The following is a 16,792-nucleotide window of genomic DNA, read 5'->3' as shown; positions in this document are numbered from 1 at the left end:
CAGAGGGAAGCGCAAAGGAACGCGGAGTCAGAGTTAGAGGTTGTTGACTACGCGTTTAAGACCTTGTTTGAGGTGGAGGACGTTGAAGTTGATCAGAAGACCTAGTTTGCAGTTTGCTAGTTTGAGATAGGTTAGGAGTTGAACGGGGTGAATCGGGTGGAAGGATTCTACAGATTTAATCTCTACAATTACTTTGTTTTCGACTATCAAATCTAATCGATAAACGCATTCCAATTGCACATCTTGGTAAACCAAAGGCAATGGAATTTGCCTACCAACATTCAATCCGGCTTCCTTCAACTCGTAATCCAAGCACACCTCATAAGCCGATTCCAACAAACCAGGCCCCAAAGCAGTATGCACCCTCATCGCACACCCAATAATCACCCCACTCAACTCATTCTCTCTCATCCTCTGCGTTCCTCTGCGGTTTCCTCTGCGCCACTTTGCCTTTAAAAATCTTTCACAAACTCTGTTAAAAAGCGGAAAGCCTTCAAAATATAACTAGCGCAATCTCTAGGAGAAGTGTTGTAAAACGATCGCCACGCACTAGCCTTATCCTCATCATAGCGATCGCTGCGATGATTATGATTTTCTAGCCACGCCAATCGCACTGCATGACCAATTAACACATCTAATACGATATATTCTTCGATTTGCAAGTTGGGATTATTGGCAGCGATCGCAGCTAATTCTCTTAATGCTTCAATATTAACTTGGCGATATTCTGGAGCTTCAATTTTATTCAGCAAATGCTCAACCAACAGAGCAAAATTTCTTTCACCGGCTGTCATTTCTGACAACATTATCTCACTATCTAAACGATTGCGACGCTCTAGTTTATCGCCAATTACTAGCCCTTTGCAATGTTGCATTAATAGCCAAACTTGCTTAAAAAATTCTTTTGGTACGCGCCCCGTCGCACCCTCGGCTTGGCGAAACCGCCGCCAACCGCCGGGCGGAATTTCTATTTCTTCTCCTATTGTTGGTAACACTACCCAAGCAATATCACTTTCTTTTTGCTTGACGTGCAGTGATTCTTGCTGGCGCAACAGGTTACTCATGCCAGTATATCCAGTTAATACCTGACGCAAACGCATTTTCACTTCAAAGGGTGAAAGTTGCATTAAGTGATCGTATGCTTCATCTTGAGTGACATACAATTCCCGCGCTAGTTCGCTGGTTATCAATAAGATGAGATAGCCAACTCTCAGCGTCAATAATCCCTGAAATAGTTCGGATTCTGAGCGAATTAAGATACCAAGATAGATTAAAATCTCCTGGGTGAGGACGCGATCGCGTATATCCTCACGACAAAAATGATTAATTTTATCGGCAATTTCATCGTGTGACATGGGGACGGTAATCAAGGACGCCTCACTGTAAGCTTTACCCACAGCAATTTGCTTACCCCGTACCAAAATACTTGTCACTGCATCTGATAGGCTGATATCAACCATCTGCCGTACCCCCGCAGCCCGGCGCACCACCGCCCAAATACCTAAATCTCCAGCTTTCGTGTAAACTTCATCGAGTAAATCGGCTACGGTGACGGGATATCCTGGGCCACCGTACCCCGTATCAAATTCCATTCCTTGCAAGCGTGTTAAAGTTTGCAATAACCCGATTTGCTCGTAGATATTCTCTGATGAACGCAAATAAGAAAGTAATAACCCAAAGTTGGTTTCGCACTCCATTTGAAATTCTTGGGTATTTCCTAAGCGCCAGTTTTTATCAGGATGATCAGCTAGATAATAGCAACGTAGTCTAGCATTTTTCACTGGCGATCGCGAAAATTCTGCATTTGGCAGAAAATCAATTCTTTGGATTCCAGCTGTTAGCATTAGCTGATTTAGCCGCCCTAATTTCACCCGCACACCGTTACAAACACCATCTTTCAATTCTTGCATTAGTTCTAGTAATGCCTCAGAACCGATTTCTAACATGGTGTGCGTCAACATTAAAGTCAGAGTAGGACGACCTAAATCGTTCCAATATTTTTGAATGTAAGCTAGTTCGCTTCTAATTTGATCTAGCAAAAAATGGTAATCAAGGGTTAAGTAAAACTGTTGAGAGTCGGAAAATGAAGGTAAAAATACAATTGTTTCGCCGCTAATCCGAAAAATTCTAGATGTTGTTAAACTCCGCAGTCGCCGCGATGGACGCCCAGTTAAACCAAATTTGTCATTACGTCCAATTTGGGTATAAATAGCTGAAAGTTCTCCAGCTTCTCTCACCTGAATCGGTTCTACTTGGGTAGGAATTTGTGCTTCAATTCCGTGAACTTCTAGTTTTGTCTGTAAATCTTCATCTTCTGCTAATAAAGCAATTTGTACCAATGCTTCACGCTGTTTTCCCACACACAAATGTCTTCCCAAAGGGTCGATATCACCAACCGCCAGTAACCCTTCACTCAACATTTGACTGAGAAAATATAAACTCTGCGCCCACACCAAGGGAATATTTTCATTGGGCAAACGTGGTTGAGTTTGCGGTGCTAACTTTTCTGCTTCTATGTTTTCGGCTGGAACATAATAAAGTTCTGGCAATAAACGCAAACCATTTTGTTCTATAAGTAATGATTCTAAAAGCTCTTGGTATTTTTTAACTTGTTCTTGTTCGCCGCGAAATAATCCATCTAGAACTAAATAAGTGAAAAATAACGGCCATTCGCATTCAATATGCTCAAATTGCTTGAGTTCCCTCGGTTCGTAGTGTAAACGTTGATGATCTTCTAAAACAGTTTGGTGTCCATCACGTAGAAAGCGTTTGCAGCCGTATTTACCTGCGAGTTTATTGATAATATCGTTAAAGGTGCGATCGCGTAACTGCAAATCTTCCACTGCAAAGGCAGGATAACTAATAATACTTAACAGCGCCGCATCAATTTCTTTGGAACCAGATTCTCTCGGTAATAAGGATTCTAAAGTAATCCGGGCGCGGGCAATTTCATCTGGTAGCACATGAATCACCGATGCTTGACTACCACGCACACCAAACAAATCCAGTCCGTTGATAGCTTCTAAAGCAGCTTTTGCCATGCCTACGGAACTGGCATTTAACTCAGCACTACCACGATTAATTTTATTACCACGTTCCCAAATGCCGTAATCTGGTGTACGGTAAGCTCGTCCAATGTAGTAAACCAAATTTTGGACGAAATTCACTTCATCAATTGTATAAATTATTTGCAATCCGGCTGCGGTCATCTGGGCCAACATCAGTAAAAATATAGATGTGGCATCCAGTTGCAAATGTCCCCATTCGTCATCACCAACAACAATGTCGCCAGTCGCGGTATTATATTTAGCGTGCAGTCCATCCAGTAACGACTGAGTATGTTTAAATGTCTCTACTTTATGAGCCTGTCGCATCATTGCAAACAACAACCCGCGCATCAATTTGATGACACTGTGTTCTAGCTCATAAGTGCGTCCCTCATCGTCATCAATCTTGCGGTATGCAAGTCCTAAACCCCAAACTGCCAAAATGCTGTAAACGTTGTCTCGCACCCAGGCATCAGTATAATCGCCGTGGGCTGTAATCGCTGTACTCGCAGGTAGTAAACCAGTAATCGGATTCTGGCGAGTCAGAATGATTGTTTTGATTTGCTGGTAATAATACTCCAGACGAGCTAGCAATTCGGTGGATGTTTTCATGATTTGGTTCAGAACTACTTGCAAAATTCGACCCTGTGACTGTGAAGTTAATTACCTAAACCAAGTCAGAACAAGTTCTGTAATGGTTGATGGGACAACAGCTGAGGGTAGTGTGAGTTTATTATTATCTCGTGTAAATAGGTTTCTGAGTACTTAATTTTAGCGATCGCAAACTAAAATCTGATATTTGTTCAAATCTTCATTTATACGAATAACAATTTATACTTAAATTTATGTTTTGCTTAAGGCATAACGAATTCTTCTTGTTGATAGTTTACAGTAGATAAACCAGTGCTAATTTCAGCGAACGTTCACTGAACGTTTAGGACGTTATGACGCGGAAAGAATTTATTACGATTTCTTTCACAGCACTACTACTGAAAGCCTGCAACCGAAATCCAATAAACAAAGTTATGAAGGATGAATTTTTCTCTTATGGGCTAGACAACAAAGCTTCCTTACCTTGGCTCAAGCTATCTGAAGATGAGAGAAAAAAATATTTATCGCCATTAAAACTCTTTAAAGTTTTGCGATCGCATAAAATACGTAATTCATATATAGGAATCGCAAAGATTGCTATTGATGAATTGCAAGGAATTCTTGCTTGTTCATCAACAGATGGAAAGGTAAGTATTTGGCATCTTTTATCTGGTGAGCTTATCGCCTCATACTCTCATGATAGTAATGCTAGTTCAGTTGTAATTGGAGAGAAGGGTAATGTAATTAGTGGAGGTTGGGACAAGAGAATAAAAATCTGGAATTATTTGTCTAATCAGCTTTCACAAACTTTAGAGACGCCAAGTGCTGTAGGATGTCTTGCAATCAATCTTAGAGCTAATTACTTGGCTGCGGCGATAGATTACTCACATCAAATCAAAGTCATTATATGGAACTTAAAGTCATTGAAGCAGATTGCTGAAATTAGTGACGAAAGATTCTGGGAATTTGACCTATTAGCCTTTAATAATAATGGAGAACGGTTGTATGCACGAGGCGGACTTGGAGAAAATCGAGTTTGGGAAATGCCTTCTACAAAACTTATTAGAGCTTTCCCTGATAGTCATTATGGAGAAGTGAGTTACTGCTCAATTGACGATAGAGGAAGGGTTCTAGCTACTGCATCAGATCGACATAACGAAGTGTACCTATGGGATACTATGAGTGGCAAAAGAATACAAATAATTGAAGCAGCACCAGCATCGGATGGTGGCCCATTTGTCCCCAACGTTCTCCTAAATCATAACGGTAGTATTCTCATCACTGCTACACTAAATGGAAATATCAGGATATCGTGTACTGAAAGCAAAGAAATTTTGCAAGAATTTCCAGGTAAACACAAAGCAGGGATCAACTCATTAGCTATAAGTAATAGGTATTTGGTATGTGGAGATCATCATGGAAATGTTAAACTTTGGAAATTTACTGCCTAAGAGAGCATTTATAAAGTAAATATTTAGTTGACTAGTGCCAATCATTGTTACTCCCACTCTTCATCTTCGCCTTCGTCGTTAATTTTATCGTCATCAGTAATTTCAGTTTCGAGTTGAGACAGTTCTCAACCAATTTGTTGTCGGAGGCTTCGCAGCTGTTCTGGATATGTGGGTGGTTACATTCTCATTTTAATAGCTGTGCTAGTAGCTCTGGTAATATAAACTGTGACTTATGTACAAGAAGTTAATACGCGAGGGCGAATGGTCTCTTGGATTTTTTTGCCTACTGTTTGTTCAGCTAACCTAAGCTCATAATTTTTTTGCAAATTCATCCAGAACTCAGCGCTAATCCCAAAATACTGTGCCAATCGCAAAGCTGTATCGGCAGTGATTCCTCGCTGTCCATTAATTATTTCGGTAATCCGATTTTTAGGCACATCCAGAACACGCGCTAGTTCGCTTGCAGACATCCCTAATTCATTAATTTCATCAGCAAGAATTTCTCCAGGGTGGATAGGTGGACGTGTCATTTTACCTCTTTCAGTGATAATCTATGATTTCTATGTTGAATGGTTTAAGAGATCCTTCTGTCCAGTTAAAACAAATTCTCCACTGCTCGTTAATTCGGATACTGTACTGACCTTTTCTATCTCCTCCTAGAGACTCAAAGCGATTGCTAGGTAGCTGCATTAGATCCTCCTTACTAGTGGCGGCTTCTAATATTTCAAGTCGTTTATACGCTTGTCTCTCAAAAGACTGAAACTCTTTTACCCTTTTACCAGCAACAAACTCCTCCGTCCTTTTATCCTTGTACTTCGGAAAATCATTTGACGGAGACATAATAGCGGCAGCAGAACAGTAGTACACGTTATGCGTTACGTAACTCGTAACTTCAAATTAAATATATCACCATTAATACTTTTTTTGCAAATCACTTACAAAAAGTGACTTTTAGGAGAAGAGCGATCGCGCTGGTAACAGAGTATCAACTTTTGTTTATATATCTAAGTATATAGTAAAGTAGGCACACCCAAGAGCGATCGCCAAAGCTCAAACAGATTACCGCGACTATGAAGTGAAACCTGTCAACCCATTTTTGATTCTTCGTCGTCCAGGTGACTACGCATGAAGTTGCTTGATACCAAAGACTACTTATAATGTTGTAAATATTTTAACTGTATTCAGTATGTACCGAAGAGGGCTATTCCGGGTTAGGATGATGACTAGCGATGCCTTGAATTAGATATCGATATTAAATTGTTGAAATTTTATGGACCATAGTCCACCAGATGGCAGTATCAACCTCCTCTGAACTGGCGAGGAAGTCTCCCAGCGCGGGGGAGACTTAGGAGATATATATTATGCTCACACAAGATATTCGGGATTTGCTGACTGATACTACCGATTTAAACCAGTTGAAATGGGATTTAAATCGCTTGCAACCTGTGGATGTGGGAGAATACATTACACAATTGCCTGAAAAACAACGGGCGATCGCATTCCGTTTACTCAACAAAGCTCAAGCAATTGATGTATTTGAATATCTGCCTACAGAGGTGCAGGAAGAACTACTTAATTCTCTGCATGATGTCCAGGTAGTGCAACTTGTAGAAGCCATGAGTCCCGACGAACGGGCAGAATTGTTTGATGAACTACCTGCTGGGGTAATCAAACGGCTATTACAAGAACTGAGTCCAGAAGAAAGGCAAGCAACAGCAACGATTCTCGGCTATCCCGAAGGCACGGCTGGGCGGGTGATGACAACCGAATATGTGCGGCTGCGGGAAGGATTGACTGTAGGTGAAGCCCTGAGCAAAATCCGCCGTCAGGACGAAGACAAGGAGACGATTTACTACGCCTACGTCACAGATGATAACCGGACGCTGGTGAGAGTAGTTTCACTGCGTCAGTTATTGTTTACCTTTCCCGATGTTTCCATCAAGGATATTGCTAGTGATCGCGTCATTAAGGTGACAACTGAAACCCCTCAAGAAGAAGTGGCGCGAATCATGCAGCGCTATGACTTAATCGCTATCCCCGTGGTTGACCGAGAAGACCGATTGGTAGGCATTGTCACCATTGATGATGTCATGGATATTTTGGAAGAAGAAGCCACAGAAGATATTCAAAAACTGGGGGGTGTGAGTGGTGATGAAGCCGCTTTATCCTCTCCCCTACTCACCATCCGCAACCGCTTGCCTTGGCTGTTGGGCATTATGGCACTGTATATTGGTGCAGCCAGTGCGATCGCGCCTTTTCAATCTGTAATTGCCGCAGTGCCAGTTTTAGCAGTAATTATGCCGATTTTTTCTAACACCGGTGGCACTGTTGGTATTCAATCATTAACGGTGACAATTCGCGGCTTGGGAGTAGGCGAGGTAACACCTAAAGATACCTTGAAAATTCTCCGCAAAGAACTTTTAGCTGGTTTAGGTACAGCCCTAGCTTTAGCCACAACGATGATCCTACTTTCCTTAATTTGGGCGCGACCCCAAGAGCGATGGGTGGCTTTAATTGCCGGAATGGTAATGGCAACTAATACAATTGTGGCTGTTACACTGGGCACTTTACTGCCAATGGGTTTGAAACGACTGAAGCTTGATCCTGCCCTAGTTAGCGGGCCGTTAGTAACAACAATGTTAGATACAATTGGTTTTTTAACTTTTCTCAGTCTGATTTCTCTAGCATTGAATGTTTTTCATTTACCAACGTGATAGGTATTGGTTATTGGGCATTGGGCATTGGGCATTGGGCATTGCATGAGTTATTCTTTCTCCCCCTGCTCCCTCATCTCCCCCTGCTCCCTCATCCCCCACTCCCCACTCCCCACATCTTATGCCTACTACCACCTGGAATCGTCATCACATTCTTTCCCTAGCTGATTTCACTACCACTGAATACGATACTGTTTTGCAAACTGCTGCCAGTTTTCAAGAGGTGCTATCACGGCGGACGAAGAAAGTACCAACCTTGCAGGGACAGGTGGTGGCGAATTTATTTTTTGAACCCTCTACTCGGACTCGCAGCAGTTTTGAACTCGCTGCCAAACGCTTAAGTGCGGATACGCTGAACTTCGCCGCAGCATCTTCCTCTATGACTAAGGGAGAGACAATTCTCGACACAGCGAAAACCTATTTGGCGATGGGAACTGATATTATGGTAGTCCGCCATCGAGAGGCAGGAGTACCGAATGCGATCGCGGCTGAAATGGATCGTCTAGGTGTACGAGTTAGTGTTCTCAATGCTGGTGATGGTCAACATGAGCATCCTTCCCAAGCACTGCTAGATTTATTTACGATTTGTACTCTAATTGACCCAGATCACCCCCGATTGGAACTTTTAAAAGGAAAAAAGATTGCCATTGTTGGGGATATTCTCCATTCTCGTGTGGTGCGATCGAATATTTGGAGTTTAATTGCCAGTGGTGCCGAAGTGCATCTCGCAGCACCACCCACCCTCTTACCCAAGTTATTTGCCGAGTATATCTCTGAGCAAGTAGAGGGGAAAGAGCAGGGAGCAGGAGAAGACAAATTAATTCTCTCATCCCCCACTCCCCACTCCCCACTCCCCACTCCCCAACTATTTCTACATTGGCAACTAGAACCAGCTTTGCAGAATGCTGATTTTGTCATGACTTTGCGCCTGCAAAAGGAACGCATGACGGCTCATTTACTGCCAAGTTTACGAGAATATCATCAGCTATTTGGCATTACACGCACAAAGCTGCAACTTTCTAAACCTAACGTCAAAGTTTTGCATCCAGGCCCAGTCAACCGTGGTGTTGAAATTAGTTCTGATTTGATGGATGACCCGGAATTTAGTCTTATTCAATCGCAAGTTACCAGCGGTGTCGCCGTTCGTATGGCGCTGTTGTATTTGATCGGAAGCGGTAAGGTTTAATCCCACATTCCGCGCAGGTATGTGCTTTAGCTGAAATTAATACTACGATAATTCGATAGACATATAGTATAATATTTTCGTTTATTTGTACTATGAATCTTCTGTTAAGGAGAAGGTATCGCTTGTCAGGAGGCAGGTCTGTTGAACAGAAAACGGAATCTATCATTCATTCAAAAAGTCAAGCAAAAACTTGTTTCACCCACCGCTTGGTTAGCACTAGTTGTGTTTAGCATCTTGCTGGTTACTGGCACAACGATCGCCAGCAGTTTAGCTCAGAACCCTGCGAAGGGAGCAGGTAATGCAAGTACGCAAGCTTACGCTGGATTTAAAGGCAAAATCGGCAGAACCTTAGCAGAATCAACGCCTTGGTGGACTCCACAGCCCCCATCGGTTTTAGCCAACAAACCTCTGGCTTCATCCGGCACAGCACCAAAAGGGGCACCCAACATTGTTGTTTTCCTAATTGACGATTTGGGATTTTCGGATTTAGGCCCCTACGGTTCAGAAATCAGTACACCGAATATTGATAAATTGGCAGCTAACGGACTGCGGTTTAGCAACTTCACAACCCACCAGCTGTGTTCTCCCACACGAGCAGCTTTATTGACGGGATTAAATGCCCACTCTGCGGGTGTCGGTTGGGTTGCTGAGGGAAACCCTGGTTTTCCTGGTTATGCGGGTGAAATTCAGAGCAATGTCGTGACTCTGGCAGAAATTTTACGTAGCAATGGCTATTCTACCCTGCTGACGGGGAAGTGGCATTTGACTCAAACTTACGATCGCACCCCTACCGCTTCCTTAAATTCCTGGCCGTTACAACGGGGGTTTGAACATTTCTTTGGCTTCTTAGATGGATTGGAACATCCCCAGAAACCCCATATTCTCTACGAAGACAATACGCCGATTTCAGTTGATCGCTATCCTGAGAATTTCCTGACTACTGATTACTGGACAGAAAAAGCGATCGCATTGCTCAAACAAGCAAAAACTAAGTCAAAAGACAAGCCATTTTTCTTGTATTTTGCCAACAATGCTGTTCATTCACCGTTTAATATTCATCCAGCAGACCTTGCTAAATATAAAGGCAAGTATAATGTCGGCTGGGACGTGCTACGCCGGGAACGGTACCAGAAGCAACTTGCATCAAAGCTAATTCCTGCCGACACTCAACTACCACCCCAAAATCCAGGGGTTAAAGCTTGGGATACACTATCGGCTGAGGATAAAAAGCTATTTGCTCGTTACCAAGAAGCCTATGCAGCCTTCGTTGATAACCTGGATCAAAACTTTGGCAAACTCTATGAGTATTTAGAGTCCACCGGGGAACTCAACAACACAATTATCATTGTAGCTTCTGATAATGGGGGTTCTGGAGAAGGTGGGCCAAATGGCACGACGAATGTAGCCCGACATTACTCCGGTTTACCAGAGGATAAAGCCCTGGATATCAGTCGGTTCGAGTTGATAGGTAGTCCTCAAACTGCGCCTCACTATCCCATTGGCTGGGCAACGGTTTCCAATACACCCCTGAAGCGGTACAAGTCCCTTACCCTTGGGGGCGGTAGACGGAATCCATTGATTGTTTCCTATCCAGCAAAAATCAAAGATTTGGGTGCTACCCGGACACAATTTACGCACATCTCAGACATTACACCTACCCTGCTGGAATTGACGGGCATCAAGCATCCCGACAGTTTTAATGGTAAACCCACGAAACCTCTAGAAGGTATCAGCTTTGCCTATCTCTTGAATAATGCCAATACGCCCTCTCAAAGAACTGAACAATACTATGAGAATTCAGGCAATAGAGGGTATTACAAAAATGGTTGGTATGCTGTCACCGAACATGAGATCGGGAAACCATTTAGTGACTCCGAGTGGCAGTTGTACAACCTGAACAAAGATTACTCCGAAACCAACAATGTGGCGAACCAGTATCCAGAGAAAGTCAAAGAACTGGCAGCAGCCTTTGATGCTGCGGCATTCAAGTATCAAGTTTATCCCCTGTTAGAATCCACGCAAGATGGAGGAGTGCCGCCTTATATCAAGAATAAAGTGAAACCGAAGACATTCCATGTAGGTGAGTTGGTACTGGAACCGGACATTTTGCCGTTGGTGAGCGATCGCGATTATACCATCCAGGTGAAGGCTCAGTATAAAGCAGGCGATCGCGGGGTGATTCTTGCCCACGGTGGACAGGAAGTTGGTTATATCTTCTATATTGAGGATGGCAAGCTGTTCTACGAACACAATAACTATGGTCAGCCAATTAAGTTTCCCGCAGTCCCGCTACAGCCAGGTCAACTTAACATCGATTTGAATTACGATGCACTGGGCAAGCGCCAGGGGTCTGGAACACTCTCCGTCAACGGAAAGCAAGTCGCGGCGGGTAAGCTGGGGCTAACGTTTGGTGGCTTTCCCTATGAAGGATTGGACATTGGTAAAGATGCCCGTAGTCCTGTGTCATGGGATCTCTACAAAAAATATGGGGTCTTTAAATACACTGGTGCGATCGAGCAAGTCAAATACATACCTGGTTCACCCGCGCCTGATGCCAAAGAGCAGTAGAGAATAGGTAAGAGATATTTTTATACTTCGTTATCAACTTGATTCAACGTGAGTTCGATGAACCTCTCCCTCCCAGCCTCCCTTTCCGTTGGCGTCAGCCTGCCGTTAGGCAAGCGGAAAGGGAGGAGCAACGAAAATTCAGCTTTTTGCTCCCCTCTCCGCCTCGGAGAGGGGCTGGGGGAGAGGTCAAATAAGGCTTGTCGATCTCACGTTAATTCATGGCGTTTGTTGCATAAATATCTTTTTGTTTTGCGCCTTTGCACTTACCAGTAGGGTAGGTGCAAAGATCCCACTTCTCTAAAGAGAAACAACTTGTTTAGCGATCAATCCAACGCCTCACTGCTGGCAATTGTGCAGAGAACCATAGCGCACCTAAGATACTCAGACTACCACAGACAATCAAGGCATTAGTCGCACCAAAATTATCTGCCAAAGTTCCAGCTAACAGATTTCCAAAGGGCATCGTACCCACCATTGCTAGGGCATAAAAACTCATCACCCGTCCGCGCTTATCCTCGGCAACTAGGGTTTGGATAATCATATTACTACTGGTAATTTCGAGGATGGAAAAGCAGCCTGTAAACACTAGTATGATTATGGATAATCCAACTTGACGCGATAGTGAGAAGCAGATCAGACTCATCCCGATCAAGACTTGAGCGACTACAATCAAACGCTCTAAGCCCGCAATCCCTCGCCTGACACTCAGATACAAACAAGCAAGAAACGATCCAATCGGTGCTGAGATGCTGAGGTGAGCCATCGTAGTTGCATCCCCATTTAAAATCTTAACCGCGAAGACGGGCATGAGCGCGATATGAGACATCCCGACTAAACCTTGTAACGCCAGTATTAATAAAATTGCTCTAATCGGCTGGAATTTGGAGACATATTCAAAGCCCTCCCGCAATTTCTGCAAAGTATCGCTAAGGCTGGTAAGAATCTGTGTGGATCTGACTTTCAGCCGCATGGCTAGCAGGGTAAAGATGGCAGGGATATAGCTGAGGGTATCGTAGAGAAAACAATATTTCACTCCTAGCGTCGCAATCAAAATCCCGCCCATAGCCGGTCCCAATACCAGAGAGGAACTTAACATCACTGAATTCAAGGCGATCGCATTGCCCCAATCAGCGTGATCGTCTACGGTTTCGGTGACGATTGTATGACGCACGGGCATATCTAATCCCTTGAGAAAACCATTGAGAACACTCAGTACTAATAAGATGGGAAACGTAATCGAATTCCTAAAGGTAAGAATCGTTAAAGCCAGGGAAACGCTAATTCCCAATATCTGCACCACCATTAACAAATCACGACGACTCCAGCGATCGGACAAGACGCCCGAAAAGGGAATCACTAATAACGTCGGTAAAAATTGCACAAAGCCTGCAACTCCCAACAACCAAGCCGATTTAGTCAAATCGTATACCAGCCAGGGAATAGTTAACTGCTGGGTCATAAATGTCCCAGACATTGATAGTAACTGTCCCCCAAAAAATAGGCGAAAATTACGCCAGCGAAAGGCGGGTAAATACTGGTAAATGATATTACTTACGCGATCGCCTAGTTGTCCGGTCCAAATTTTCATCAGGGAAGTTTTACTATGTTCTACTAACAATTAGGTTAGCTAAGAATTATCGGATAAGGGACGGCTATTCCCGATGAATTGGGAGAGCTACGTCCGTCTTAGGTTGGAGTAGTTCACCCCTGATTCCTAACGGCATCCGGTGTAATCGTTGCATACTGCTGGGTAGTTAAGGTTGCTCCTTTAACATCGACTTGTTTTGGTACAACCTTCAGTTCATACAGAAGATCCGCAACCTTTTGTTGAGCGCTAATTATTTCCTCAGTAATTGGTTTCATGTCATATTTTCTTCTCGTCAGCGTCAACTCCATAGTATCGACATCAGTCTTGACCTTCGGTGCGAGGATTTCGGCAGCAGCCCGCCTGTTTTTGTTTGCCCACTGCCCAACTTGGTAGTACTCTGACAAAATTGCTTTCAATAGTTCAGCATTATTAATTGCAAAATCTCGTGAAGCTAGGTAATAGCTTCCTGGCGTCTTAATTCCTTGCGCGTCTCGTAATACCCGAATACTGCCTTCTCGTTGCAGCTTGATCAGATTAGGATCACCTTCTACAAAGGCATCAACCGTCTTGTTCAAAAACGCTGCTCTTCCATCTGCAACGGTTAGATTCACTGATTCAATATCACTGATTTTTAACCCGATCTCTTCAAACGCTTTCACCACAAAAAAGGTCTGAGCCGTTCCTCTAGAATAAGCAACTTTTTTACCTTTAAGACCTGCCAATGTTTGGATTGGAGAATCCTTTAGCACAACAATTGCGGAACCTTCTCCAGTACCTGGTGGGATATTAACTACATAAATCAGATTGGTACCAGCTGCCTGAGCAAAAATGGGTGGCGTTTCGCCAGCCGGCCCAAGGTCAATGCTACCCACATTTAAGGCTTCCAAGAGCGGAGGCCCAGACACAAATTGAGACCAAGTAACACCTATTCCTTGAGGAGCCAAGCGTTTTTCGATCGCGCCTTTTTCGTGGGTTAGATCCCCGGAAACTTGATAGCCAAGTCGAACCAGCTTGGTACTGCCTTTATTGTTACTAGTGGCATTAGCACTCAAAGTTGTGCTGCTGTTCTTTGCACTGCTATTGCCTGTGCTGCCGTTGTTTGTTCCACAACTGACTAAGGCAGTAAAAGACATTAACCCATAAAAAGTGTAAAGTAAATCACGCCTGGATATTGAGTACTTTCCAATTTGCGGTCTGACCATAGCTTTCTATCTCATCTTGACGCTGATACCGTGGGAGCAAAATCTCTGCAAGCTCACCGAATCGATTAGAGGGTTCTATCCTTGACAAGAAGGCTAGATCAAATCGCATCCGGTTTGGTGTCAAAACTAGCTTTTCTGTTAATTAACCCCCTCTGCGTCTCTAAATTCGAGAAGGAAAGGGGGAGTAAAGTTTTCTATCTGAAAGAATTCACAACCTTTAGCTAGCTGAACTTTAGAAAGGACGGCTTCCTCGAATGCTAACCCGCTTCAAAACCCGGGTTGCGTTGGAATTAAATTCGGGGCGATAGTGAGCCGTTGCCTGGTTGTCCCAATAAAGTAGGTCGCCCTTGCTCCAGTGGTGTTGATAAACAAAGTGGGGTTGCTTAATGTGTTCCCGCAACCGCTCAATTAGCTTTGCCCCTTCCACTGGGTCGTAATCAATAATATCTACCTCGCTAGCGGCATTTAGGAAGAGAACTTTCTTGCCAGTATCCGGGTGAGTGCGAACCAAAGGATGGGTAGCAACTCGTTCACCGGGTTCAACGGAACGACCGCCTGCGTAGCTAGGCTCAGGATACTCATCCCGATACTTGCCATAGAAATTAAAATGGCGCACCTGCAAACTAGCAATCTGCTGCTTGGTAGAATCGTCTAGTTCTTCGTAAGCCTGAATCAAATTCACCCAATAGGTATCAGGGCCATTCTCAGGCAGTTCTAACCCATATAAAAATGAACCGCTAGATGGTGTAGGCAACCAGTCATGATCAATATGGGGTAAAAGTTCACGATAGTTGGGTGCAACATTGACGGAACTTTCTTCGGAGGCAGCATTTGCAAGAGTCAGGACAAGGGGCGGCAGGTACGGCTCGGTTTCTCCTTTGCGGATATAGGCAGGCTGTTGGAGAATGTCGCCAAAGTAATTCGCAAACGCTAATAATTGGTCGTCAGTCAATTGTTGATTTTTAAAGATCAGGATGTGATGATCGCGCCATGCCTGCTTGAGTTGTAGAATTACTTCTGGTTGTGCTGCAAGACTGGCATCAACACCAGTAACAACTGCTCCTAAAGCTGCTCCAGTAGGCGTAATCTCAATTCGTGTTGCAGTAAATGTCATAAAAATTTCTCCTTGCACTTTGTAGGTTACGAAAGCACTGGTTGGGCTTCTTTAGACTCAGCTTTCTGCTTGAAGACGGTTGGTACTTCTGCGCTGAACGCCTCACCTTGAACTACTTCTGAGCGGAAACCATCAACCCCAACTGGAACATCGCCAGTGATGGTGGTGCGATATAAGAGACGCTCGACATCCAAATGATCTAAATCTTGAGGAGCTAAATGCACAGTGGCGCGGTTATCCCAGAAGGCGATATCCCCATTGTTCCAACGGAAACGGGTGGTATAGGCAGGCTTGGTGATTTGGTTGAAGAACAACTCAAGCAGCAGCTTGCTTTCTTCTCGTGACACATCAATAATGTGCGAGGTGAAGCCAGGATTAACGAACAACGCACGCTCACCAGTCTCAGGATGAACCCTGACTACTGGGTGGATTGAGACTAGTGGATTGACAGCGATGCGCTCGGCGAACTTACTGCTGCGGGGTTGATGCCCACCCCCATTGAACCGATGTTCAGCTTTCAATGTATCTGCAAGCGATCGCAGAGGTGCTGATAGACCCTCATAAGCTGCAACAAGATTACTCCACTGGGTGTCACCACCGAAGCTAGGGACATTAACCGCACGTAAAATTGACCCTGCTGGTGGGTTAATAGCTGCCGTTACGTCTGTGTGCCAAGGACCACCAGTGCGAAAACCGTACTGCTTCTCATAGAGGCTACGGTCTACGGGTTTGATCTGCGGAAATCCCGGAACTGGTTCCGGCTCTCCGAGTGGATGCGCGAAAGTCACTTCGCCGAAACGAGATGTGAATTCAACCTGGGCAGCATGATCGATGTTCTGTCCACGAAAGAACACGACTTTCCACTTCAATAGTGCTTTGCGAATTTCTTTGACTTGATCATCATTCAGAGGACGGGAAAGGTCTACGTTACCGATTTCGGCACCGATGAAACCAGCTACTTGTTTGACTTCAATATGTTTGTAACCCATGTAGATTCTCCAGAATTTGATTTATCGGGTGGTGTTCGCACTTGTCCGTTTCTTTTGGAATTTTGCTATCAAGTGAAAGCAATATTTCAAAGGAAGCGATCGCAGTTGCTAGTATCATACACTAACTCTATCGATTTACAGTAGTATAAGGTGACTGTATTTTTAGACTGCTGGAATAACGGGAAGTTTATAGCGCTTCTATCTGTTAAGGTGCGATCGCCATATCCGTCTTTTGCTTATTCATGCAGTGCGTGCCGCCAGCTTATCTACTTCGGTGATGGTGAAACGTGGAGTTGGTTTGCGATCGGATGGTGAAATGTGTTGATTAGCACAAATGACCAG

13 protein-coding genes are annotated in these 16,792 nt (G+C 44.1%); 4 read left to right on the top strand and 9 right to left on the bottom strand.

All coding sequences use genetic code 11. From position 1 onward, the window contains the following. Positions 1-33: 33 nt before the first annotated feature. Both V7K27_RS15065 and V7K27_RS15060 read right to left on the bottom strand, forming a co-directional pair. Positions 34-411, bottom strand: a complete 378-nt coding sequence (locus V7K27_RS15065; RefSeq protein ID WP_334948470.1) for a GxxExxY protein — start codon at positions 409-411, stop codon at positions 34-36. A 41-nt stretch (positions 412-452) separates the two neighbouring features. Then, entirely contained in the window at positions 453-3,659 is a 3,207-nt protein-coding gene (locus V7K27_RS15060) for a glycoside hydrolase family 15 protein (protein ID WP_334948468.1), read from the bottom strand. A gap of 413 nt (positions 3,660-4,072) precedes the next feature. On the opposite strand from V7K27_RS15060, the gene V7K27_RS15055 reads away from it, so the two are divergent. After that, positions 4,073-5,089: a WD40 repeat domain-containing protein gene (locus V7K27_RS15055; RefSeq protein ID WP_334948466.1), complete on the top strand. Its 1,017-nt coding sequence runs from the start codon at positions 4,073-4,075 to the stop codon at positions 5,087-5,089. A 230-nt stretch (positions 5,090-5,319) separates the two neighbouring features. Here the strand turns inward: V7K27_RS15055 and V7K27_RS15050 are convergent, their stop codons facing one another. Beyond that, positions 5,320-5,619: a HigA family addiction module antitoxin gene (locus V7K27_RS15050; RefSeq protein ID WP_292784190.1), complete on the bottom strand. Its 300-nt coding sequence runs from the start codon at positions 5,617-5,619 to the stop codon at positions 5,320-5,322. A 10-nt stretch (positions 5,620-5,629) separates the two neighbouring features. After that, a complete protein-coding gene (locus V7K27_RS15045; RefSeq protein ID WP_334785485.1) occupies positions 5,630-5,929 on the bottom strand; it encodes a type II toxin-antitoxin system RelE/ParE family toxin in 300 nt (99 codons plus the stop codon). 521 nt (positions 5,930-6,450) lie between these two features. On the opposite strand from V7K27_RS15045, the gene mgtE reads away from it, so the two are divergent. The 3 genes from mgtE (at position 6,451) to V7K27_RS15030 (ending at position 11,557) form a co-directional block, all read left to right on the top strand. Continuing rightward, positions 6,451-7,803: a magnesium transporter gene (mgtE, locus tag V7K27_RS15040; protein WP_334948464.1), complete on the top strand. Its 1,353-nt coding sequence runs from the start codon at positions 6,451-6,453 to the stop codon at positions 7,801-7,803. 121 nt (positions 7,804-7,924) lie between these two features. Beyond that, the gene (locus V7K27_RS15035) at positions 7,925-8,989 is read left to right on the top strand and encodes an aspartate carbamoyltransferase catalytic subunit (RefSeq protein ID WP_334948462.1); all 1,065 of its coding nucleotides are present in this window, start codon (positions 7,925-7,927) and stop codon (positions 8,987-8,989) included. Positions 8,990-9,130: 141 nt separating this feature from the next. Further along, positions 9,131-11,557, top strand: coding sequence for an arylsulfatase (locus tag V7K27_RS15030; RefSeq protein WP_334948460.1), 2,427 nt, complete (start codon positions 9,131-9,133; stop codon positions 11,555-11,557). Between the two features lie 316 nt (positions 11,558-11,873). On the opposite strand, the gene V7K27_RS15025 is transcribed toward V7K27_RS15030, so the two are convergent. The 5 genes from V7K27_RS15025 to V7K27_RS15005 all read right to left on the bottom strand — a co-directional run bounded on the left by V7K27_RS15025 (position 11,874) and on the right by V7K27_RS15005 (position 16,568). Continuing rightward, positions 11,874-13,145: an MFS transporter gene (locus V7K27_RS15025; protein WP_334948458.1), complete on the bottom strand. Its 1,272-nt coding sequence runs from the start codon at positions 13,143-13,145 to the stop codon at positions 11,874-11,876. Positions 13,146-13,258: 113 nt separating this feature from the next. Continuing rightward, positions 13,259-14,278 carry an aliphatic sulfonate ABC transporter substrate-binding protein gene (locus V7K27_RS15020; protein ID WP_334948456.1) on the bottom strand — a complete coding sequence of 340 codons (1,020 nt, stop codon included), beginning with the start codon at positions 14,276-14,278 and terminating at the stop codon, positions 13,259-13,261. A gap of 301 nt (positions 14,279-14,579) precedes the next feature. Continuing rightward, a complete protein-coding gene (locus V7K27_RS15015) occupies positions 14,580-15,461 on the bottom strand; it encodes a TauD/TfdA dioxygenase family protein (protein WP_334948454.1) in 882 nt (293 codons plus the stop codon). A 26-nt stretch (positions 15,462-15,487) separates the two neighbouring features. Beyond that, a complete protein-coding gene (locus tag V7K27_RS15010; RefSeq protein WP_334948452.1) occupies positions 15,488-16,450 on the bottom strand; it encodes a TauD/TfdA dioxygenase family protein in 963 nt (320 codons plus the stop codon). Next, a complete protein-coding gene (locus V7K27_RS15005) occupies positions 16,431-16,568 on the bottom strand; it encodes a hypothetical protein (protein ID WP_334948450.1) in 138 nt (45 codons plus the stop codon). Before V7K27_RS15005 ends, V7K27_RS15010 begins: the two co-directional genes overlap by 20 nt. Between the last annotated feature and the right edge of the window lie 224 nt (positions 16,569-16,792).

Source organism: Nostoc sp. (assembly GCF_036919575.1).
Lineage (GTDB): Bacteria > Cyanobacteriota > Cyanobacteriia > Cyanobacteriales > Nostocaceae > Nostoc.
The sequence above is the reverse complement of the archived record's forward strand: the minus strand, read 5'-3'. Positions and strand labels throughout refer to the sequence as shown.